18 protein-coding genes and 1 pseudogene are annotated in these 19,805 nt (G+C 73.8%); 8 read left to right on the top strand and 11 right to left on the bottom strand.

Going from position 1 to position 19,805, the window contains the following annotated elements:
• Positions 1 to 117: 117 nt before the first annotated feature.
• Positions 118 to 1,926, bottom strand: coding sequence for an ABC-F family ATP-binding cassette domain-containing protein (locus ACZ45Q_RS25270; RefSeq protein ID WP_468265297.1), 1,809 nt, complete (start codon positions 1,924 to 1,926; stop codon positions 118 to 120).
• A gap of 154 nt (positions 1,927 to 2,080) precedes the next feature.
• Between ACZ45Q_RS25270 and ACZ45Q_RS25265 the strand changes: the two genes are divergently transcribed.
• Positions 2,081 to 2,677: a Uma2 family endonuclease gene (locus tag ACZ45Q_RS25265; protein ID WP_468265522.1), complete on the top strand. Its 597-nt coding sequence runs from the start codon at positions 2,081 to 2,083 to the stop codon at positions 2,675 to 2,677.
• Between the two features lie 6 nt (positions 2,678 to 2,683).
• Here ACZ45Q_RS25265 and ACZ45Q_RS25260 read toward each other — a convergent pair whose 3' ends face one another.
• The 6 genes from ACZ45Q_RS25260 to rsmI all read right to left on the bottom strand — a co-directional run bounded on the left by ACZ45Q_RS25260 (position 2,684) and on the right by rsmI (position 8,562).
• Positions 2,684 to 3,577 carry a 4-(cytidine 5'-diphospho)-2-C-methyl-D-erythritol kinase gene (locus tag ACZ45Q_RS25260; RefSeq protein ID WP_468265295.1) on the bottom strand — a complete coding sequence of 298 codons (894 nt, stop codon included), beginning with the start codon at positions 3,575 to 3,577 and terminating at the stop codon, positions 2,684 to 2,686.
• On the bottom strand, positions 3,574 to 4,461 hold the full coding sequence (gene rsmA, locus ACZ45Q_RS25255; RefSeq protein WP_468265293.1) for a 16S rRNA (adenine(1518)-N(6)/adenine(1519)-N(6))-dimethyltransferase RsmA: 888 nt from the start codon (positions 4,459 to 4,461) through the stop codon (positions 3,574 to 3,576). Before rsmA ends, ACZ45Q_RS25260 begins: the two co-directional genes overlap by 4 nt.
• Before the next feature lie 89 nt (positions 4,462 to 4,550).
• A complete protein-coding gene (locus ACZ45Q_RS25250; RefSeq protein ID WP_468265291.1) occupies positions 4,551 to 6,086 on the bottom strand; it encodes a ubiquitin-like domain-containing protein in 1,536 nt (511 codons plus the stop codon).
• Between the two features lie 100 nt (positions 6,087 to 6,186).
• Complete coding sequence (locus ACZ45Q_RS25245; RefSeq protein WP_468265289.1) at positions 6,187 to 7,071, bottom strand: TatD family hydrolase; 885 nt, start codon at positions 7,069 to 7,071, stop codon at positions 6,187 to 6,189.
• A gap of 46 nt (positions 7,072 to 7,117) precedes the next feature.
• Positions 7,118 to 7,522, bottom strand: a complete 405-nt coding sequence (locus ACZ45Q_RS25240; protein ID WP_468265287.1) for a hypothetical protein — start codon at positions 7,520 to 7,522, stop codon at positions 7,118 to 7,120.
• A 182-nt stretch (positions 7,523 to 7,704) separates the two neighbouring features.
• Entirely contained in the window at positions 7,705 to 8,562 is an 858-nt protein-coding gene (rsmI, locus tag ACZ45Q_RS25235; protein WP_468265285.1) for a 16S rRNA (cytidine(1402)-2'-O)-methyltransferase, read from the bottom strand.
• A gap of 207 nt (positions 8,563 to 8,769) precedes the next feature.
• Here rsmI and ACZ45Q_RS25230 point away from each other — a divergent pair, with 207 nt between their 5' ends.
• The 3 genes from ACZ45Q_RS25230 (at position 8,770) to ACZ45Q_RS25220 (ending at position 14,026) form a co-directional block, all read left to right on the top strand.
• Positions 8,770 to 10,512, top strand: a complete 1,743-nt coding sequence (locus ACZ45Q_RS25230) for a dolichyl-phosphate-mannose--protein mannosyltransferase (RefSeq protein ID WP_468265283.1) — start codon at positions 8,770 to 8,772, stop codon at positions 10,510 to 10,512.
• Positions 10,513 to 10,652: 140 nt separating this feature from the next.
• Entirely contained in the window at positions 10,653 to 12,284 is a 1,632-nt protein-coding gene (locus ACZ45Q_RS25225; protein ID WP_468265281.1) for a penicillin-binding transpeptidase domain-containing protein, read from the top strand.
• A gap of 74 nt (positions 12,285 to 12,358) precedes the next feature.
• The gene (locus ACZ45Q_RS25220) at positions 12,359 to 14,026 is read left to right on the top strand and encodes a penicillin-binding transpeptidase domain-containing protein (protein ID WP_468265279.1); all 1,668 of its coding nucleotides are present in this window, start codon (positions 12,359 to 12,361) and stop codon (positions 14,024 to 14,026) included.
• Positions 14,027 to 14,092: 66 nt separating this feature from the next.
• Here the strand turns inward: ACZ45Q_RS25220 and ACZ45Q_RS25215 are convergent, their stop codons facing one another.
• Complete coding sequence (locus tag ACZ45Q_RS25215; RefSeq protein WP_468265277.1) at positions 14,093 to 14,476, bottom strand: SsgA family sporulation/cell division regulator; 384 nt, start codon at positions 14,474 to 14,476, stop codon at positions 14,093 to 14,095.
• Positions 14,477 to 14,655: 179 nt separating this feature from the next.
• Here ACZ45Q_RS25215 and ACZ45Q_RS25210 point away from each other — a divergent pair, with 179 nt between their 5' ends.
• The 4 genes from ACZ45Q_RS25210 to ACZ45Q_RS25195 all read left to right on the top strand — a co-directional run bounded on the left by ACZ45Q_RS25210 (position 14,656) and on the right by ACZ45Q_RS25195 (position 18,521).
• Entirely contained in the window at positions 14,656 to 15,720 is a 1,065-nt protein-coding gene (locus ACZ45Q_RS25210) for an energy-coupling factor ABC transporter permease (RefSeq protein ID WP_468265275.1), read from the top strand.
• Between the two features lies 1 nt (position 15,721).
• On the top strand, positions 15,722 to 16,483 hold the full coding sequence (gene cbiQ, locus ACZ45Q_RS25205; RefSeq protein WP_468265273.1) for a cobalt ECF transporter T component CbiQ: 762 nt from the start codon (positions 15,722 to 15,724) through the stop codon (positions 16,481 to 16,483).
• Complete coding sequence (locus ACZ45Q_RS25200; protein WP_468265271.1) at positions 16,471 to 17,229, top strand: energy-coupling factor ABC transporter ATP-binding protein; 759 nt, start codon at positions 16,471 to 16,473, stop codon at positions 17,227 to 17,229. The genes cbiQ and ACZ45Q_RS25200 overlap by 13 nt, the downstream gene beginning before the upstream one ends.
• Before the next feature lie 113 nt (positions 17,230 to 17,342).
• On the top strand, positions 17,343 to 18,521 hold the full coding sequence (locus ACZ45Q_RS25195; protein WP_468265269.1) for a serine hydrolase domain-containing protein: 1,179 nt from the start codon (positions 17,343 to 17,345) through the stop codon (positions 18,519 to 18,521).
• A 189-nt stretch (positions 18,522 to 18,710) separates the two neighbouring features.
• Here ACZ45Q_RS25195 and ACZ45Q_RS25190 read toward each other — a convergent pair whose 3' ends face one another.
• The 3 genes and pseudogenes from ACZ45Q_RS25190 to ACZ45Q_RS25180 form a co-directional block, all read right to left on the bottom strand.
• The gene (locus ACZ45Q_RS25190; RefSeq protein WP_468265267.1) at positions 18,711 to 18,986 is read right to left on the bottom strand and encodes a DUF1876 domain-containing protein; all 276 of its coding nucleotides are present in this window, start codon (positions 18,984 to 18,986) and stop codon (positions 18,711 to 18,713) included.
• A gap of 82 nt (positions 18,987 to 19,068) precedes the next feature.
• Positions 19,069 to 19,228, bottom strand: a pseudogene (locus ACZ45Q_RS25185) (EamA family transporter); the annotation flags it as partial.
• Between the two features lie 38 nt (positions 19,229 to 19,266).
• Positions 19,267 to 19,785, bottom strand: coding sequence for a YbaK/EbsC family protein (locus tag ACZ45Q_RS25180; RefSeq protein WP_468265265.1), 519 nt, complete (start codon positions 19,783 to 19,785; stop codon positions 19,267 to 19,269).
• Positions 19,786 to 19,805 lie beyond the last annotated feature (20 nt).

Below are 19,805 nucleotides of genomic sequence, written 5' to 3'. Positions count from 1 at the left end.
CACCGGGCCGCGTCCACCGCTGTTCCCAAGGGAGGACCGGCCCGTGATGCCGCCGTTACGCGCCTTCACTCCCCCTTCACGCCGCGCGCGCCCGGCGCACACCGCGCGTACGACGGCTCAGGCGTCCTCCGCGAGTTCCAGCCACCGCGTCTCCAGCTCCTCGCGCTGACCGGTCAGCTCCCGCAGTTCGGCGTCCAGTTCGGCCACCTTCGCGAAGTCGGTGGCGTTGTCGGCGATCCGCGCGTGCAGCGTGCTCTCCTTCTCGGAGATCCGGTCCAGCTGGCGCTCGATCTTCTGGAGTTCCTTCTTGGCGGCGCGCTGGTCGGCGGCGCTCTTCTCGGGTGCCGGAGCGGCGGGCCCGGCGGCCGGGACGTTCGCCGCCGCCGCTTCCTCCATCTTCCGGCGCCGCTCCAGGTACTCGTCGATCCCGCGCGGCAGCATCCGCAGGGTGCCGTCGCCGAGCAGGGCGAACACGCGGTCGGTGGTGCGCTCGACGAAGAAGCGGTCGTGGGAGATGACGATCATCGAGCCGGGCCAGCCGTCGAGCAGGTCCTCCAGCTGCGTCAGGGTCTCGATGTCGAGGTCGTTGGTGGGCTCGTCGAGGAAGAGGACGTTGGGCTCGTCCATGAGGAGCCTCAGCAGCTGGAGCCGGCGCCGCTCGCCGCCGGAGAGGTCGCCGACCGGCGTCCACTGCTTCTCCTTGCCGAAGCCGAACGTCTCGCACAGCTGACCGGCGGTCATCTCGCGGCCCTTGCCGAGGTCGACGCGCTCGCGGACCTGCTGCACGGCCTCCAGCACCCGCCAGGCCGGGTCCAGTTCGGCGACCTCCTGGGAGAGGTAGGCCAGCTTCACGGTCTTGCCGACGCGGACGTGCCCGCCCGCCGGCTGCCGCTCGCCCTCGCTCCACGCGGCGTCGGCGAGGGCCCGCAGCAGGGAGGTCTTGCCGGCGCCGTTGACGCCGACCAGGCCGATCCGGTCGCCGGGGCCGAGCTGCCAGGTCACGTGCTTGAGCAGCACCTTGGGCCCGGCCTGGACGGACACGTCCTCCAGGTCGAACACGGTCTTGCCGAGCCGGGAGGAGGCGAACTTCATCAGCTCGCTGCTGTCCCGGGGCGGCGGCACGTCCTTGATCAGCTCGTTGGCGGCCTCGACGCGGAAGCGCGGCTTGGAGGTGCGGGCGGGCGCCCCGCGCCGCAGCCAGGCCAGCTCCTTGCGGACCAGGTTCTGCCGCTTGGCCTCCTCGGTCGCGGCGATGCGCTCGCGCTCGGCGCGGGCGAAGACGTAGTCGGAGTAGCCGCCCTCGTACTCGTGGACGACGCCGCGCTGCACGTCCCACATGCGGGTGCAGACCTGGTCCAGGAACCACCGGTCGTGGGTGACGCAGACCAGCGCCGAGCGCCGCTCCCGCAGGTGCCGGGCGAGCCAGGCGATGCCCTCGACGTCGAGGTGGTTGGTGGGCTCGTCCAGGACGATCAGGTCCTGCTCGTCGATGAGCAGCTTGGCGAGCGCGATACGGCGCCGCTCGCCGCCGGAGAGCGGTCCGATGACGGTGTCCAGGCCCTGCGGGAACCCGGGCAGGTCGAGCCCGCCGAACAGGCCCGTCAGTACGTCGCGGATCTTGGCGTTGCCCGCCCACTCGTGGTCGGCCAGGTCCCGGATGACCTCGTGGCGCACGGTGGCCCCGGGGTCGAGGGAGTCGTGCTGGGTGAGCACGCCGAGACGCAGTCCGCCGGAGTGGGTGACCCGGCCGGTGTCGGCCTCCTCCAGCTTGGCGAGCATCCGGATCAGCGTGGTCTTGCCGTCGCCGTTGCGGCCGACGACGCCGATGCGGTCGCCTTCGGAGACGCCGAGGGAGACGCCGTCGAGCAGGGCACGGGTGCCGTACACCTTGCTGACGTTCTCGACATTGACCAGGTTGACGGCCATTTCTCTCCTGCCTGGGGGATCGATCAGCCTTCAAGCGTAGGCCCTCCGGGGGGCGGGGCGACGCGGACGGGGGTCGTCACTCTTCGTAGTGACGCATGTCGGACCGCCCCGCTACCGTGGAACAGGCAGCAGGATCCCGTCCATGGGAGGAACCATGACCGCCGAGTCCGTAAGGCACCGCCAGTCCCGCTGGCCGATGCCCCCGCAGGACGGCTACACCGTGGACGACCTGTTCACCCTGCCGGAACTCCCGCCGCACACCGAGCTGATCGACGGGAGCCTGGTCTTCGTGAGTCCGCAGCGCCGTTTCCACTACCTGGTGATCGACCTGCTGTTCAACGGGCTGCGCAGCACACTGCCGCCGGAGTTCAGTGTCGAGCGGGAGATGACCGTGCTCCTCGATGACCGCAACGGACCCGAGCCCGATGTCAGCGTGGTGCGAGCCGACGCGGTCACCGGACTCGACCAGACCAGCTTCCAGGCCGAGGATGTCCTCCTCGCCGTCGAGGTCGTGTCTCCGGAGTCCGAGTCGCGCGACCGCACGACCAAGCCTCACAAGTACGCCGCCGCCGGCATCCCGAACTTCTGGCGCGTCGAGCGGGCCGGGACGAAGGGTGGGCTCATCGTCCACGTCTATGAGCGCGACCCGATGACCAAGGCGTATGTGCACACGGGTCTGCATCGAGACGTCATCAAGGTCGACAAGCCCTACGCCATCAGCATCGACCTGCCGGCGCTCGGCGGGCAGTAGGCCCCCTCAGACCACCGTCGCCCCCGCCACCGGCCCCTCGGCCGTGCGCACCGCGCGGCAGGTGCCCGAGGCCCGCAGCACCGCCGCCACCTCGGCCGCCGACGCGGCGTCCTCGGCGAGGAAGGCGGTGGTCGGGCCGGAGCCCGAGACCAGGGCGGCCAGCGCGCCCGCCGCGCGTCCGGCCGCGAGGGTGTCGGACAGCTCCGGGAAGAGGGCGAGCGCGGCGGGCTGGAGGTCGTTGGAGACCGCGACGGCGAGGGCGCCGGGATCGCCGTCGGCGAGCGCGTCCAGCACCGGCTGTGCGGCGGCCGGCTCGGGGATGTCGCGGCCCTCGGCCAGCCGGTCGAACTCGCGGAAGACCGCCGGTGTGGACAGCCCGTGCCGGGCCATGGCGAACACCCAGTGGAAGGTGCCGCCCACCTGAAGCTCCGTCAGCTTCTCGCCGCGCCCGGTGCCCAGCGCCGCCCCGCCGATCAGGCTGAACGGCACGTCGCTGCCCAGCTCGGCGCAGATGGCGAGCAGCTCGTCGCGCGGGGCGCCGGTGCCCCACAGGGCGTCGCAGGCGACCAGCGCGCCGGCGCCGTCGGCGCTGCCGCCCGCCATGCCGCCGGCGACGGGGATGTCCTTGGCGATGTGGATGTGGACGGCGGGCTCGCGGGCGTAGCGCTCGGCGAGGACGAGGGCGGCGCGGGCGGCGAGGTTGGTGCGGTCCAGGGGGACCTGGTCGGCGTCCGGGCCCGCGCAGGTGACGCGCAGCTCGTCGGCCGGGGTGACCGTGATCTCGTCGTAGAGGCCGACGGCGAGGAAGACGTTGGCCAGGTCGTGGTAGCCGTCGGGGCGGGCGGCACCCACCGCGAGCTGGACGTTGACCTTGGCGGGGACACGGACGGTGACGCTCACGTGGCGGTCTCCTTGGATGCGGCGTGGCGCTGCTCGGCGATGCGCGCGAACTCCTCGACGGTCAGGGACTCCCCCCGCGCCTGCGGTGACACGCCGGCGGCCACCAGGGCTGCCTCCGCGGCGGCGGCCGAGCCGGCCCACCCGGCGAGCGCGGCCCGGAGGGTCTTGCGGCGCTGGGCGAAGGCGGCGTCGACGGCGGCGAAGACCTCCTGCCTGGAGGCGGTCGTCGAGACCGGTTCGGTGCGGCGGACCAGCGAGACCAGTCCGCTGTCGACGTTCGGCGCCGGCCAGAAGACGTTGCGCCCGATGGCACCGGCCCGCCTGACCTCGGCGTACCAGTTGGCCTTCACGGACGGCACGCCGTACACCTTGGAGCCGGGGCCCGCGGCCAGGCGGTCGGCGACCTCCGACTGGACCATCACGAGGGTGCGCTCGATGGTCGGGAAGGTGTCCAGCATGTGCAGCAGGACGGGCACCGCCACGTTGTAGGGCAGGTTGGCGACCAGTGCGGTGGGGGCCGGGCCCGGCAGCTCGGTGACGTGCATGGCGTCGGAGTGGACGAGCGAGAACCGCTCGGCGCGCTCGGGCATGCGGGCGGCGACGGTGGCGGGCAGTGCGGCGGCGAGGACGTCGTCGATCTCCACGGCGGTGACCCGGTCGGCGGACTCCAGCAGCGCCAGGGTGAGCGAGCCGAGCCCCGGCCCGACCTCGACGACGACGTCGTCCGGGCGGACCTCGGCGGTGCGGACGATCCGGCGGACGGTGTTCGCGTCGATCACGAAGTTCTGGCCGCGCTGCTTGGTGGGACGGACGCCGAGGGCCGCCGCCAGTTCGCGGACGTCGGCGGGGCCCAGCAGGGCGTCGTGCGGGGTGGGGCTGCTCACCCCGCAAGGGTAGCCGGGGGCGGACGGGGCCGTTTCCCGGTCGCCGGGCACCGGCCGCGGATCGGGGGACGCGGCCCGCTCGCGGAGTGTCATCCGTGCAGCCGGGCGCCGCAGTGCGGCCACGCGCCGGCGCCGCTGCGCACGTACAGCTTCTTCGCCCGGTACGTCTGCTCCGCCGCCGGCGCGTCCTCGGGGCGGCCCTGGCCGCCGAGGCTGCGCCAGGTCCGGGCGTCGAACTGGTACAGGCCGCCGTACGTCCCCGACGGGTCGACCGCGTCCGGCCGGCCGCCGGACTCGCAGGCGGCGAGGCCCTGCCAGTTCAGGTGGTCGGCGCCGCGCACGGAGGCCGGGCGCGGCTTGGTGCCGACGTGCACCACCTGCGGGCGCGGCTCGCGCACCACCTCGGTCCCGATCCGGCGCGGCGTCTGCCGGACCCCGTTGACGATGCGGACGGAGTACGTGGTCCGCCGCAGCCCCGGCCGCCCGGCCTGGTGGACGGCCTCCGTGCCCCGGTACAGGGAGGGGTCCTCGACGCGCCGCACCGGGAACGGGAGGACCTCGTCGTGGACCTTGCGCTCGCCCTTGATCCGCAGCACGGACACGGTCTGCCCGTCGCGCGGGAAGCTGCCCGGGGGTACGGAGGTGGTGTCGTCGCCCCGCAGGGTCACCCCGGCCTCCTCGACCGCCTCGCCGACGGTCGCCGCGTTGGTGCGGACGGTGCGGGCGCGGCCGTCGGCCATGACGGTGACGACGCGCTCGGTGCGCACGTCCAGGGCGAGGCCCTCGCGGCCGATGCGCCGGGACGGTGAGGTGGACAGGTACGCGCCCTCGGCCCGGACACCGAACTGCCGGAGCGCCTCCTCGACCGTGCCGGCCGTCGTCCACACCTGGCGGCGGCTGCCGTCGAGGGTGAGCAGCACCGGCCGGCCGTGGCGGACGGCGACCTCGTCGCCGGTGGTCAGTTCGGCGCCGGGAGCCGGGGCGATCACGTCGTGGGCGCCGAGCTGGACGCCCTCCTCGGCGAGCAGCTCCCCCACGTCGTCGGCGAAGGTGTGCAGGGTGCGCGGTTCGCCGTCGACGGTCAGCCGCACGGCCTTGTCCTCGGCGACGAAGGCGGTGGTGCCGCCCGCGAGGAACGCCACGACCAGCGCGCGCGGCAGCAGCCGGCGCAGGCGGCCGTCCCCGCGGCCGGAGTACCGGGCCCCGCGCCGGCGCGCGGCGCGCCCGCCGGGCCGGGGGACCGGTGCGGCCTGCCGGGGCACCAGCGGTTCGGTCCGCGTCTCGTAGGCGGGCCGGTAGGTGTCGCCGTAGGGCAGCGTCGGTGCGGAGTGGAGGTCGTACGGGGAGGCGCCGGGCGCGTCGCGGGGGGCCTGGGGCGCGGGGTACGGCTCGTGGGGCGCGAGGCAGGGCTCGTGGAACGCGGGGTACGGCTCGTCGGACTGCGTGGAGTACGGCTCGTAGGACGGCGCGGGGTACGGGTCGTACGGGTAGTACGGCTCGTACGAGCCGTGGCCCTGGTACTGCTCGTACGGGTCCGCCTGAGGGGGCTCCTCGTACGCCTCGCCGTACGTCCGGCCGTACGGCCCGTCGTACGCCACATACGTCTCGAACTGCGACTTGCTCACGCCGGCACGCTCCAGCGGTCCAGAGGATTTCCGGATCGGGCCCCCAGAACCTAGCCCAGCGTCCGTCACTCTCCAAAGCGACGCGGCTACGCAGCGTGGTTCAGTAGGCGAACGCCCGCGCCGTGTTGGCCGCCAGGGCCGTCGCCATCGCGTCCTCGTCGATGCCCCGGACGGCGGCCATCGCGCGCACCGTGACCGGCACCAGGTAGGGCGCGTTGGGCCGGCCCCGGTAGGGCACCGGCGTCAGGAACGGCGCGTCGGTCTCCACCAGCACCAGCTCCAGCGGGGCCACGGCGAGCGCGTCGCGCAGGTTCTGCGCGTTCTTGAAGGTGACGTTGCCGGCGAAGGACATGAAGTAGCCGGCGCGGGCGCAGATCTCGGCCATCTCGGCGTCGCCGGAGTAGCAGTGGAAGACGGTGCGCTCGGGGGCGCCCTCCTCCTTCAGCACGCGCAGCACGTCCGCGTGGGCGTCGCGGTCGTGGATGACCAGGGCCTTGCCGTGCCGCTTGGCGATCTCGATGTGGGCGCGGAAGGAGCGCTCCTGCGCCTCCTTGCCCTCCTCGCCGGTGCGGAAGTGGTCGAGTCCCGTCTCACCGACGCCCTTGACCTGCGGCAGGGCCGCCAGCCGGTCGATCTCGGCGAGCGCCTCGTCCAGCGCCGCGTCGCCGCCGGGCTCGCGCGCCCCCTGCCTCGACCAGCCGTCGGGATCACCATGGACGACCCGGGGCGCCTCGTTCGGGTGCAGGGCGACGGTGGCGTGGACGCCGTCGTACGCCGCCGCGGTCTCGGCGGCCCAGCGCGAGCTCTTCACGTCGCAGCCGACCTGCACGACCGTCGGCACCCCGACGGACGCGGCCTTCGCGAGGGCCTCCTCGACCGTGCCCGACTGCATGTCGAGGTGGGTGTGCGAGTCGGCGACCGGCACCCGGAGGGGGTCGGGAAGCGGCGGGGGCGCGTGCTTGTCGGCCGGGGCGTTCGAAGGCATGCCCCGATCCTACGGAAGGGGCGTGCCGGGCGGCCCCCGGGAGCGGTCAGCCGGCCCTGCGGTGCAGGTGGAGGGCGTGCAGCAGGTCGGAGAGGTGCCGGTGGCGGCGCCCGCCGTCCCGGCGCGGCGCGCGGGCCTCGCCCGGCACCCGCGGCACCTCCACGGGCCCGGCGGGCGGCACCCGGCGCTGCGGGTGGACGGCGCCGCGCACCGACGCCACCCGCCCGGGCCGCATGATGCGCACGACATGGCCGTCGCAGTTCTGGCAGGTGGGCCGGGTCAGCGGGGAGGGCACGATCCGGCCGTCGGCCACGTACACCACGAACTCCCGGCCCTCGGCGTCGGTGTGGTGCTCTATCGCGTAGGACTGCTCCCAGCCGTGCCCGCAGCGCATGCAGGCGAAGGAGTACGACTCGTGCACGACGGTGGCGGTTCCTGCGGTCTCGTCCATGGGTCCAGTGGACTCCCCGGACGGCCCGGAGGCACCCGATCTGTCAACAATTGGGGCTGATTTGGGCATCGCTTGCCGCAGCGCCCGGCGTCTTTGCCGGCGCCTTGCCCGCCGATGGGAAGGACAGGGACTCCGGCCGCCCGGGCTCACCCGGTGGACCCGACCGCCCGGGGCGCCCCGGCTCACCCCGTGGAGTGCTTCGCCGCCACCACCGCGTCGAACACCTCGCGCTTGGGCACCCCCGCCTCGGCGGCCACCGCGGCGATCGCCTCCTTGCGCCGCTCCCCCGCCTCCTCGCGCACCCGCACCCGGCGCACCAGTTCCGCGGCGCCGACCTCCTCGGGCCCCGGCTCCGGCGCCCCCTCGACCACGACGGTGATCTCCCCGCGCACGCCCTCGGCCGCCCACGCGGCCAGTTCGCCCAGCGGGCCGCGCCTGACCTCCTCGTAGGTCTTGGTCAGTTCCCGGCAGACGGCGGCCCGGCGCTCCCGGCCGAACTCCTCGGCCATCGCGGCGAGGGTGTCGTCGAGCCGGTGCGGGGCCTCGAAGTAGACGAGGGTGCGGCGCTCCCCGGCGGCCTCGCGCAGCCGCGAGCGCCGCTCGCCCGCCTTGCGCGGCAGGAACCCCTCGAAGCAGAAGCGGTCGACGGGCAGCCCGGACAGGGCGAGCGCGGTGAGCACGGCGGACGGTCCGGGCACCGCCGTGACCCGGACGTCCCGCTCGACGGCCGCGGCGACCAGCCGGTACCCGGGGTCGGAGACCGACGGCATCCCGGCGTCGGTCACCAGCAGCACGCGGGCGCCGCCCACCAGCTCCTCGACCAGCTCGGGGGTGCGGGCCGACTCGTTGCCCTCGAAGTACGACACCACCCGGCCCTTCGGGGTGACGCCGAGGGCCTGGGTGAGCCGGCGCAGCCGCCGGGTGTCCTCGGCGGCGACGACGTCGGCGCCGGCCAGCTCCTCGGCGAGCCGGGGCGGGGCGTCGGCGATGCTTCCGATGGGGGTGCCGGCGAGGACCAGGGTTCCGGGTGCGCTTGTCACCCCTCCATCCTCCCAGGGCGACGGCCGGGCTTGTCGGCCTCCCAGGGCGACGGCCGGGCTTGTCGGCCTCCCAGGGCGACGGCCGGGTTTGTCGGCCTCCCAGGGCGACGGCCGGGTTTGTCGGCCTCCCAGGGCGACGGCCGGGTTTGTCGGCGCTCGCCGGGGCAACGGCGGGACTCGCACAGACGCGTTCCCTACGATGGCGCGGTGACCAGTACCGCGTCCTCCACGGACACCCGGCAGGACCAGGCGACGCACGACCGGCGGCCGTCCTGGCAGCAGCGGCTGCGCCGCTTCGGACACACGGCCGTGCCCCAGGGCGACGTCCGCGACCGGCTGGTGCCGCCGTACACGCGGCCGGGCCCACGACTGTGGGTCTTCCTCGGCCTGTCGAAGCCGCTGGCCGACCGGGCCGTGCGCTGGTCGGGCTGGCTCGGGCCGCTGCTGGTGACGCTGCTGGCGGGCGTGCTGCGGTTCTGGAACCTCGGCAGCCCGAAGGCGGTGATATTCGACGAGACGTACTACGCCAAGGACGCGTGGGCGCTGATCCACCGCGGGTTCGAGGTCAACTGGGAGAAGAACGCCAACGACCTGATCCTGAAGTCGGGCGGTGACGTCCCGATCCCGGCGGACGCGGCGTACGTGGTGCATCCGCCGGTCGGCAAGTACGTCATCGGGCTCGGCGAGTGGCTGTTCGGTTTCGATCCGTTCGGCTGGCGGTTCATGACCGCGCTGCTCGGCACGCTGTCGGTGCTGCTGCTGTGCCGGATCGGGCGGCGCCTGTTCCGCTCCACGTTCCTCGGCTGCCTGGCGGGCGCGCTGCTGGCCGTGGACGGGCTGGCCTTCGTGATGAGCCGGACCGCGCTGCTCGACAGCGTGCTGGTGTTCTTCGTGCTGGCCGCGTTCGGCTGCCTGCTCGTCGACCGCGACCGGGCCCGCGAGAAGCTCGCCGCCGCGCTCCCGGCCGACGCCGACGGCCGCGTCCGCCCGGACGCGCACATCGCCGAGACCACCCGGATCGGATGGCGGCCGTGGCGCTGGGCGGCGGGCCTGATGCTGGGGCTGGCCATCGGCACCAAGTGGAACGGCCTGTACATCATGGCGGCGTTCTGCGTCATGACCGTGCTGTGGGACGTGGGCGCGCGCCGGGTCGCGGGCGCGCACCGGCCGCACCTGGCCGTGCTCCGGCGGGACCTGGGCCTGGCCTTCCTGGCGACGGTTCCGGTCGCGCTGGTCACCTACCTGGTGTCCTGGACCGGATGGATCCTCTCCCCGGCCGACGGCAGCGGCGGCTACTACCGGAACTGGGCCGCCACCGACGGCAGGGACAGCTCCTGGTCCTGGCTGTTCCCGGACTGGTGGCGCAGCCTGTGGCACTACGAGACCCAGGTGCTGGAGTTCCACACCGGACTGACCTCGCCGCACACCTACGAGTCCAACCCGTGGAGCTGGCTGGTCCTGGGCCGCCCGGTCTCCTACTTCTACGAGTCACCGGCGCCCGGCGCGGACGGCTGCCCGGCGGACGCGGGCGAGAAGTGCGCCCGCGAGGTGCTGGCGCTGGGCACGCCCCTGCTGTGGTGGGTGGGCTGCTTCGCGCTGCTGTACGTCCTGTGGCGCTGGGCGTTCCGCCGGGACTGGCGGGCCGGCGCCATCGCCTGCGGCCTCGCGGCCGGCTATCTGCCGTGGTTCCTGTACCAGGAGCGCACGATCTTCTTCTTCTACGCCGTGGTCTTCCTGCCGTTCCTGTGCCTGGCGGTGGCGATGCTGCTGGGGGCGGTCATCGGCCGCCCGGGCTCCGGCGACGCCCGGCGCGTGGCGGGGGCGACGGGCGCGGGCGTCCTGGTCCTGCTCATCGCGTGGAACTTCATCTACTTCTGGCCCCTGTACACCGGCACCGCCATCCCGATCGACGACTGGCGGTCACGGATGTGGCTGGACACGTGGGTCTGAGCGGTCTCCATTCGGCCAACAAACGGCCACGGCCGTACCGGCGGTCACTCCCTGCGCCTAGAGTGCAACGGACAACTGCTTTCTGAACGCGTTCAAGAGATCGGAGGCGGACAGGAGGCCCGAAGGGGAGGGATCGGCCGATGGCCAGGGGGGTCAAGGTCGCCGTCATAGGCGGCGTGTTCGCCGTGATGGTGGGCGGGGCCGGGTACGGCGCCTACAACATCGTCTCGGCGGTGAACGGCGGGGGTTCGGGCTCCAGCGGGGCCGAGACGAAGCGGTCCGGGCCGCCGAGCCGGGACGAGGTGCGCGAGACCACGGAGAAGTTCTTCGCGGCCTGGGAGAAGGGGCAGCCGGCGCAGGCCGCCTCGTACACGAACAACGGCGCGGAGGCCGAGGCGCTGCTGACGGCCTACGGCGAGGAGGCGTCCGTCCGGGACGTGACCGTCACGCCCGGCACCGCCACCGGCACGAAGGTGCCGTTCACGGTGCAGGCGACGGTGTCCTACGAGGGGGCGTCCAAGCCGCTGACGTACAAGAGCGAGCTGACCGTCGTTCGGGGGCTGACCAGCGGGCGGGCCCTGGTCGACTGGCGGCCCTCGGTCGTCCATCCGCAGCTGGAGGAGGGCGATACCCTGGTCACCGAGGAGTCGGCGAGCCCGCCGATCGAGGCCGTCGGCCGCGACGGCACCGTGCTGACGAAGGAGAAGTACCCCTCGCTCGGCCCGGTCCTCGACACGCTGCGCCAGAAGTACGGCGAGCGGGCCGGCGGCGAGCCCGGCGTGGAGCTGGTGGTGCGGCACGCGGCCGAGGGCGCCGCCGACACCCCGCTGCTGACCCTCACCGAGGGTGAGCCCGGCAAGCTGCGCACCACCCTCAGCGCGCGGGTGCAGGCGGCGGCCGAGCGTGCGGTGCAGCGGTTCGACAAGTCGTCGGTGGTGGCGGTGAAGCCGAGCACCGGCGAGGTCCTCGCGGTGGCGAACAACCGGCCGGACGGCTTCAACGCGGCCTTCCAGGGCGCCGTCGCCCCCGGCTCCACCATGAAGATCATCACCGCCGCGATGCTCATCGACAACGGCGTGACCTCGATGAACGGCCCGGCGCCCTGCCCCGACACCGCCACCTGGCAGAGCCAGACCTTCAAGAACCTCACCGGTATGCAGCCCGACGAGGGTGCCACGCTGGCCTCCAGCTTCCAGCGGTCCTGCAACACCGCCTTCATCAAGCTGATCGACGAGCAGCCCCTCACCGACGCCTCGCTGACGACCGAGGCCCAGGAGCGGTTCGGGCTCGGCCGCGACGACTGGAAGACCGGTATCACCTCGTTCGACGGCAGCGTGCCCGCCGTCGCCGGACCGGACCGGGCGGCGAACGCCATCGGCCAGGGCCAGGTGCAGATGAACCCGCTGAACATGGCCTCGGTGACGGCGACGGCCATCACCGGCACCTTCCGCCAGCCCTATCTGGTCTCCCCCGACCTGGACGGCCGACAGCTGGCCACCGCCAAGGGCCTGCCGCGGAGCACCGCCGCCCAGCTGAAACAGATGATGCGGCTGACCGCCACCCAGGGCACCGGGCAGCAGGCGATGGCCGGGCTCGGCGGCGACATCGGCGCCAAGACCGGCTCGGCCGAGGTCGACGGGAAGGCCGTGTCCGACAGCTGGTTCACCGGCTTCCGGAACGACCTCGCCGCGGCGGCGATGGCCCAGGGCGCCGGGCACGGCGGTGACGCGGCCGGACCGATCGTGGCGGACGTGCTGCGGGCGGGTGGCTGAACTCACTGCAACCGCCGGGACCTACTGTGTGTCCCGTCGTTGAGAGCGTGAGGCGTACGAGGGAACGGGAAGCTGTGGGCAACAGAAGGCGCGCCGCCGGGCGGCGCAACACCCGCCCCGCCGTGATCGGCGGGGTGATCGCCGCGGTCGTCGCCGGAGGCGCCGGAGCGGGCGCCTACGCGCTGTGGGGCACCTCGGACGCCGAGGAGACCCGGGCGGCGTCCACGGCGGCCGAGGGCCGGACCCGCACCGGCCCGCTGACGAAGGCCGAGGTCACCGAGACCGCCCGCCGCTTCCTCACCGCCTGGCAGGAGGGCGACGTCACGAAGGCCGCCGCCGCCACCGACGACGCGAAGGCCGCCGCGGCGCTGCTGAAGGGCTACGCCGAGGACGCCCGCGTCGAGGACGTCGCCCTCACCCCGGGCACCCCCGCCGGCGACAAGGTCCCCTTCGCCGTCAAGGCGACGGTGCGGCACGAGGAGACCGGCGAGCCGCTGGCGTACGACAGCGCGCTGACGGTGGTGCGCGGGCCCGGCGGCGCACCGCGCGTCGACTGGCACGCCTCCGTGGTCCACCCCGACCTGGAGGACGGCGACCGGCTGGTCACCGGGGAGGCCGGGGACCCGCCGGTGAAGGCCCTCGACCGCGACGGCGGCGAGCTGACCACGGCCGCCTACCCCTCGCTCGGCTCCGTGCTGGACGGGCTGCGCGAGAAGTACGGCGAAAAGGCCGGCGGCACCGCGGGCGTCGAGCTGCGGGTGGTACGCGGCGAGGAGTCGAAGAAGCGGAAGCTGTCCGACAAGACCCTGCTGGAGCTGAGCGAGGGCAAGCCCGGCACCGTGAAGACGACGCTGGACCCGAAGCTCCAGGCCGCGGCCGAGGAGCAGGTGGCGAAGAAGGCGCGGGCGTCGGTCGTGGTCACGCGCGCCTCGACCGGCGAGATCCTGGCGGTGGCCAACAGCGGCCACGGCTTCAACACCGCCTTCCAGGGCTCGCTGGCTCCCGGCTCGACGATGAAGGTCATCACCGCGTCGATGCTGATCGAGAAGGGCCTGGCGTCGATGGACGAGCAGCACCCGTGCCCGAAGTACTTCAGCTACGGCGGCTGGAAGTTCCAGAACCTCGACGAGTTCGAGATCAAGGGCGGCACGTTCAAGGCGAGCTTCGCCCGTTCCTGCAACACCGCCTTCATCAGCCAGGCGCCCGAGCTGGAGAACGACGACCTGACCGAGCACGCCCAGCAGGTCTTCGGCCTGGCGAAGAACGACTGGTCGGTCGGTGTGCCGACCTTCGACGGCGCGGTGCCGGTGCAGAGCGCCGCCCCGATGGCCGCCTCCCTGATCGGGCAGGGCGGGGTGCGGATGAACCCGCTGAACATGGCGTCGGTGTCGGCGACCGTGAAGACCGGCACGTTCCGCCAGCCGTACCTGGTCTCCCCGTCGGTGGACGGCCGCAAGCTCGCCACGGCCGAGCGCACGATGTCGGCACAGACGCTGGCGCAGCTGCGCGAGCTGATGTCCTACACGGCGTCCGCGGGCACGGCGGCGGGGGCGATGGCCGGGGTCGGCGGTGACGTCGGCGCGAAGACCGGCTCGGCCGAGGTCGACAACCAGGAGAAGCCCAACGGCTGGTTCACCGCCTACCGGGGCGATCTGGCCGCGGCCGGTGTGGTGCAGGCGGCCGGGCACGGCGGCGAGACGGCGGGGCCGATCGTGGCGGCGCTGCTGAAGGCGGGCGGCTGAGCCGCACGAGCCGCCAGGACGGGCCGGGCAGGCGGGACGGGCCGGGCAGGCGGGACGGGCGGGACGCTAGTGCGCGACCGGCTGGGCCGCCGCCGTGTACGTCCGGCGCAGGAAGCGCAGCAGCGCCTTCGTCTCGAACTGGACCACCGAGCAGCCCTGCGGTGAGTGGAACTCCACGACGGCCTGGACCCGGCCGCACGGCCACACCCGCACCTCGCCGGTGCCGGCCGGCGCCCGCAGCCCCTGCTCCAGCAGGGACCGCGCGAAGGTCCACTCGCGTGAGCGGGGAACGGCGCCGGGCTGGCGCACGGGTATGCCCATCCGCACGGAACGGGGATCGTCCTCCGGGTCGTACCGCAGGACGACGGGTACGGCACCGGCGTCGTCCTGGTCCGGGGCGTCCGTGTCGGTGAGGATGTGGGCTTGTGCGTACTGTTCGACTACGGACATCGGATGGCCCCTTTACGCCGTGCCACCTGCCGGAGAGCTGTCTGTCCCGCCCCTCATCCAATGTCGCACATTTCCCGGCCGCCGCCCCTCGGGGCGGATAGCAGATGTGAGATAAGCGGCAGGTAAAGGCTTGCCCTTGGCTCTTGCAAGATGGTCGCAACAAGCCCCACCATCGACCCGTGCACGTACCCGACGGATTCATCGACGCCCCGACCTCCGCCGTGACCGGCGTCGTCGCCGCGGGGGCCGTCGCGGTCGCCCTGCGCGGTGCGCGGCGGGAACTGGACGACCGTACCGCGCCGCTCGCGGGGCTGGTCGCGGCGTTCGTCTTCGCGGTGCAGATGCTGAACTTCCCGGTCGCGGCCGGCACCAGCGGGCATCTGCTGGGCGGGGCGCTGGCCGCGATCCTCGTCGGCCCGTATACGGGCATCCTGTGCATCTCCGTGGTCCTGCTCATGCAGGCCGTGCTGTTCGCCGACGGCGGCCTGACCGCGCTCGGTGTGAACATCACCGACATGGCGATCGTCGGCACGGTCGTCGCCTACGCCCTCTTCCGGGCCCTGGTGAGGGTGCTGCCGCGCTCGCGCCGCTCGGTGACCGCCGCCTCCTTCGTCGCCGCCCTGGTCTCCGTGCCGGCCGCCGCGCTGTCCTTCACGCTGCTGTACTGGATCGGCGGCACCACGGACGTCGCGATCGGCAAGGTCGCCACCGCCATGGTCGGCGTGCACGTCCTCATCGGCATCGGCGAGGCGGTGATCACCGCGCTGACCGTCGGCGCCGTCGTCGCCGTGCGCCCGGACCTGGTGCACGGCGCCCGGGGCCTGAAGCAGCGCCTGAAGCTGCGCGTCGACGGCGAGCTGGTCGACGCCCCCGACGCCGCTCCGGCGGCCCCCGCGCCCGCCGCGGCGCGCTCCTCCCGCAGGGTGTGGGCGGCCGGCCTGCTCACCTCCCTGGTGCTGGCCGGGTTCGTCAGCTTCTACGCCTCTGCCGACCCCGACGGGCTGGAGAAGGTCGCCGCCGACAAGGGCATCGACGCCAAGACCGAGGAGCACGCGAGTGCCGGCTCCCCGCTCGCCGACTACGGCGTCAGGGACGTCGACGACGCCCGCCTCTCCGGCGGCCTCGCGGGACTGATCGGCGTCGGCGTGACCGTCGTCGCGGGCAGCGCCGTGTTCTGGACGGTGCGCAGGCGGCGCTCCGACGACACCTCGCCGGCCTCGACCGGGACCGCGGAGCGCGTCTGACGTGGGCGCCGGCCACGCCCATCGGCTCTACCGGCACGGGGACTCCCCCGTGCACCGGCTGCCGCCGCACACCAAGCTCGCCGCCGTCTTCGCCTTCGTGGTGGTCGTGGTCTCGACGCCGCGCGAGGCCGTGTGGGCCTTCGGTGGGTACGCCGTCCTGCTCGCGGCGGTGGCGGTCGCGGCCCGCGTCCCGGCCGGCTTCCTGCTGAAGCGGCTGCTGATCGAGGTGCCGTTCGTCGCGTTCGCCGTGCTGATGCCGTTCGTGGCCGAGGGCGAGCGCATCGAGGTGCTCGGGGTGTCGCTGAGCGTGAGCGGCCTGTGGGGCGCCTGGAACGTACTGGCCAAGGGCACCCTGGGCGTCGCCGCGTCGGTGCTGCTGGCCGCCACCACCGAGCTGCGCGCGCTGCTGCTCGGCCTGGAGCGGCTGAAGCTGCCCCCGCTGCTGGTGCAGATCGCCTCCTTCATGATCCGGTACGGGGACGTGATCACCGACGAGATGCGGCGGATGCGGATCGCCCGCGCCTCGCGGGGCTTCGAGGCGCGGGGCGTGCGGCACTGGGGCGTGCTGGCCAAGTCCGCCGGCGCGCTGTTCATCCGCTCCTACGAACGCGGCGAGCGCGTCCATCTGGCCATGATCAGCCGCGGGTACTCGGGCGCCATGCCGGTCATCGACGAGGTGACCGCGTCCCGGGCGCAGTGGTCGTACGCCCTCGCCCTGCCCGGTGCCGCGCTCGTGGTCTGTCTGCTGGGATGGACGCTGTGACAGCTTCTCTGGAGGTCTCCGGCCTCGCCTTCGCCTACCCCGACGGGCACCAGGCCCTCTTCGGCGTCGACTTCTCGGTCGCGCGCGGCGAGCGGGTCGCGCTGCTCGGCCCCAACGGCGCCGGGAAGACGACCCTCGTGCTCCACCTCAACGGCATCCTGACCGGCGGCACCGGCACCGTGACGGTCGCCGGGCTGCCGGTGGACGCCGCGCACATGGCCGAGATCCGGCGCCGCGTCGGGATCGTCTTCCAGGACCCCGACGACCAGCTGTTCATGCCGACCGTGCGGGAGGACGTGGCGTTCGGCCCCGCGGCGGCCGGGCTGCGGGGCCCCGAGCTGGAGGAGCGGGTGGACCGGGCGCTGGACCGGGTCGGCATGCGGGAGTTCAAGCACCGGCCCCCGCACCACCTCTCCTTCGGCCAGCGCCGCCGGGTGGCGGTGGCGACCGTGCTGGCCATGGAACCGGAGATCCTCGTGCTGGACGAGCCGTCCTCCAACCTCGACCCCGCCTCCCGCCGCGAGCTGGCCGACATCCTGCGCTCGCTGGACGTCACGGTCCTGATGGTCACCCACGACCTGCCCTACGCCCTGGAGCTGTGTCCCCGCGCCCTCGTCCTCAGCGACGGTGTCATCGCGGCGGACGGGCCGACCGCCGACCTGCTCTGCGACGCCGAGCTGATGCGCGCCCACCGCCTGGAGCTGCCCTTCGGCTTCGATCCGCGCTCCGCGCGCACGGGCGCGTGACGCGGGCGGCAACATCGATGTAACGATCGTGACGAGGTGGCCCCGCCCAGGAATCGCAGGCGAAAACCCCGCGTTGCAGCCACTGTCGCAGGCGAGCCGAAGGAGAGCAGGGCGTGGACGTCGACGTGCACGGCACAGTGGCCGAGGGCTTCGAGCCGGTCCGGGACGCGTTCGCGAAGAACTTCGCGGCGCTCGGGGACCGGGGTGCGGCGGTCTCCGTCCACCGGGACGGGCGCAGGGTCGTGGACCTGTGGGCCGGCACCCGTGACCTCGACGGCACGGCCCCCTGGGAGCGCGGCACCGCCCAGGTCGTGCGCTCGGCGACCAAGGGCGTCGCCGCCGCCGTACCGCTGCTGCTGCACCAGCGCGGGGAGCTGGACCTGGACGCGCCGGTCGGAACGTACTGGCCCGAGTTCAAGGCGCACGGCAAGGACCGGGTGCTGGTCCGGCACGTGCTGGGCCACCGGGCCGGGCTGCCGGTCCTGGACACCCCGCTGACCCCGCAGGAGGCGCTGGACCCCGCGCGCGGCCCCGAGGCCGTCGCCGCGCAGGCCCCCGTCTGGGAACCGGGCACCGACCACGGCTACCACGCGCTGACCTACGGCTGGCTGGTCGACGAGCTGGTGCGCCGGGTCACCGGCGGGCGGGGCACGGGCGAGTGGATCGCGGACGAGATCGCCGGTCCCCTCGGCCTCGATCTGTGGCTGGGCCTGCCGGCCGCCGAGGAGGCGGCGGGCCGGGCCGGCCGCGTGGGCCGGGTCGCGGACCCGGAACCCTCCGGCGGCCTCCGGCTGCGCCCCAAGCGGTCGGTCGCCGAGGCCTACGCCGACCCCGCATCCCTCACCCGCCGCGCCTTCGCCGCGATCACGCCGTTCCCCGACCAGAACGACCCGGCGTACCGGGCGGCGGCCCTGCCGGCGACCAACGCCGTGGCGACCGCCGACGGGCTGGCCCGGTTCTACGCCGCCCTGATCGGCGAGGTCGACGGCGTGCGGCTGTTCACGCCGGAGACGGTCGAGCTGGCCAGGACCGAGGAGTCGGCGGGCCCGGACCGGGTCCTGGTGGTCGGCACCCGCTTCGGCCTCGGCTACATGCTGCACGGCAGCGCGTCCCCGTTCCTCGCCCCCGGCTCCTTCGGCCACCCGGGCCGCGGCGGCGCCCTGGGCTTCGCCGACCCGGAGTCCGGCATCGCCTTCGGCTATGTCACCAACGGCTTCCGCACGTCGGTGACGGCCGACCCGCGGGCGCAGGCGCTGATCCGGGCGGTACGGACGTCGCTGACCGCGGGCTGAGCGTCCCCCGGGCACGGCACGGCACGCGCCGCTCGGGTCCACGGCCACCGCCCACCCCTCCGGCACGCGACGCCCGGGTCCGTGGCCGTCGCCCACCCGTTCCGGCGCGGGCGGGCGGCGCCGCGCCGGACGACCGGCGGTCGCGCGGTGGACGACCGGCGGACGGGCGGCGGTCGCGCGGTGCGCCGGTCAGACGTGGATCGGGTGGGAGATCCGTCCCGACGCCTCGTCGATCTCTCCGTGCGCCTTGGTGAGCAGCTGCATCGCCAGCTCGTTCAGCGCCCGCGCCCCGGCGATCTCCTCGCCGACCCGCGGCTGATTCGCGTCGGAGTGGTGGCGGTTGGCGTGCCCGTGTGCCCGTACCTCGGTGCCGTCGGGCAGGCGCACCATCGCCGCCGCTTTGGTGTGCTGCTCGTCCTCCATGAACTCCAGCTCGACATGCCATCCCACAGCGGTGTGCATCATGACGATCACCTCCGGAACCGTTGCTTCCAGGGTGCTCCTCGCAGGCGCCGCACGCACGCGCCGCGGCACCCCCGTCCGCCGGTCACCCGGCGCGCAGCAGCAGTGCGACGGCGACGCCAAGGAGTCCTGCCGCCGGCACCCGGGGAGCACCGAACCGCTCCTTGAAGAACAGCGCCCCGATGGCGGCGCCGACCAGGAATCGAGGACTCCCGCAGGGCGGCGACCGGCGCCGACTCGGCGCGGACGGGCGGCACCGTCCCCTGGACGGTCACCAGCGGCGTCACGAGGAGTGTTCGCGCACGTCCACCAGGCTGGCTCCGGCGTGGGCGACGAGGTCCTTCGGCGCGATCGGGAAGACGGCGTACGGCGTGCCGGCGGCGGCCCAGACGAGGTCGTGGGCGAGCAGGGAGCGGTCGGCCAGGACCCGGGTGGCGGTGCGGTGGCCGAAGGGCGGCACGCCGCCGATGGCGTATCCGGTGGTCTCCCGCACGACCCCGGCGTCGGCGCGCGTGACCTTCCCGGCGCCGAGTTCCCGCCGCACCCGCTCCAGGTCGACCCGGGAGGCCCCGTCCATCAGGACCAGCACGGGCACCCCGTCGGCGGCGAAGATCAGCGACTTGCAGATCTGGCTCAGCTCGCAGCCGATCGCGGCGGCGGCCTCGGCGGCGGTACGGGTGGCCTCCGGGAACCGCCGGACCCGGTCGGCCAGCTCCCCGATCCCCAGCGCCCTCAGCGCCTCGGCGAAGCGGGGGTGCGCGGCGGAGCCGTCGGTGCCCTTGGTGTTGTCGGTGGTGGTCATGGAGCGCACGCTAACGGTCC

The organism is Streptomyces sp. NPDC031049 (assembly GCF_055571015.1).
Note: the sequence above shows the minus strand (reverse complement) of the source record. Positions and strands in the feature narration are given on the sequence as shown.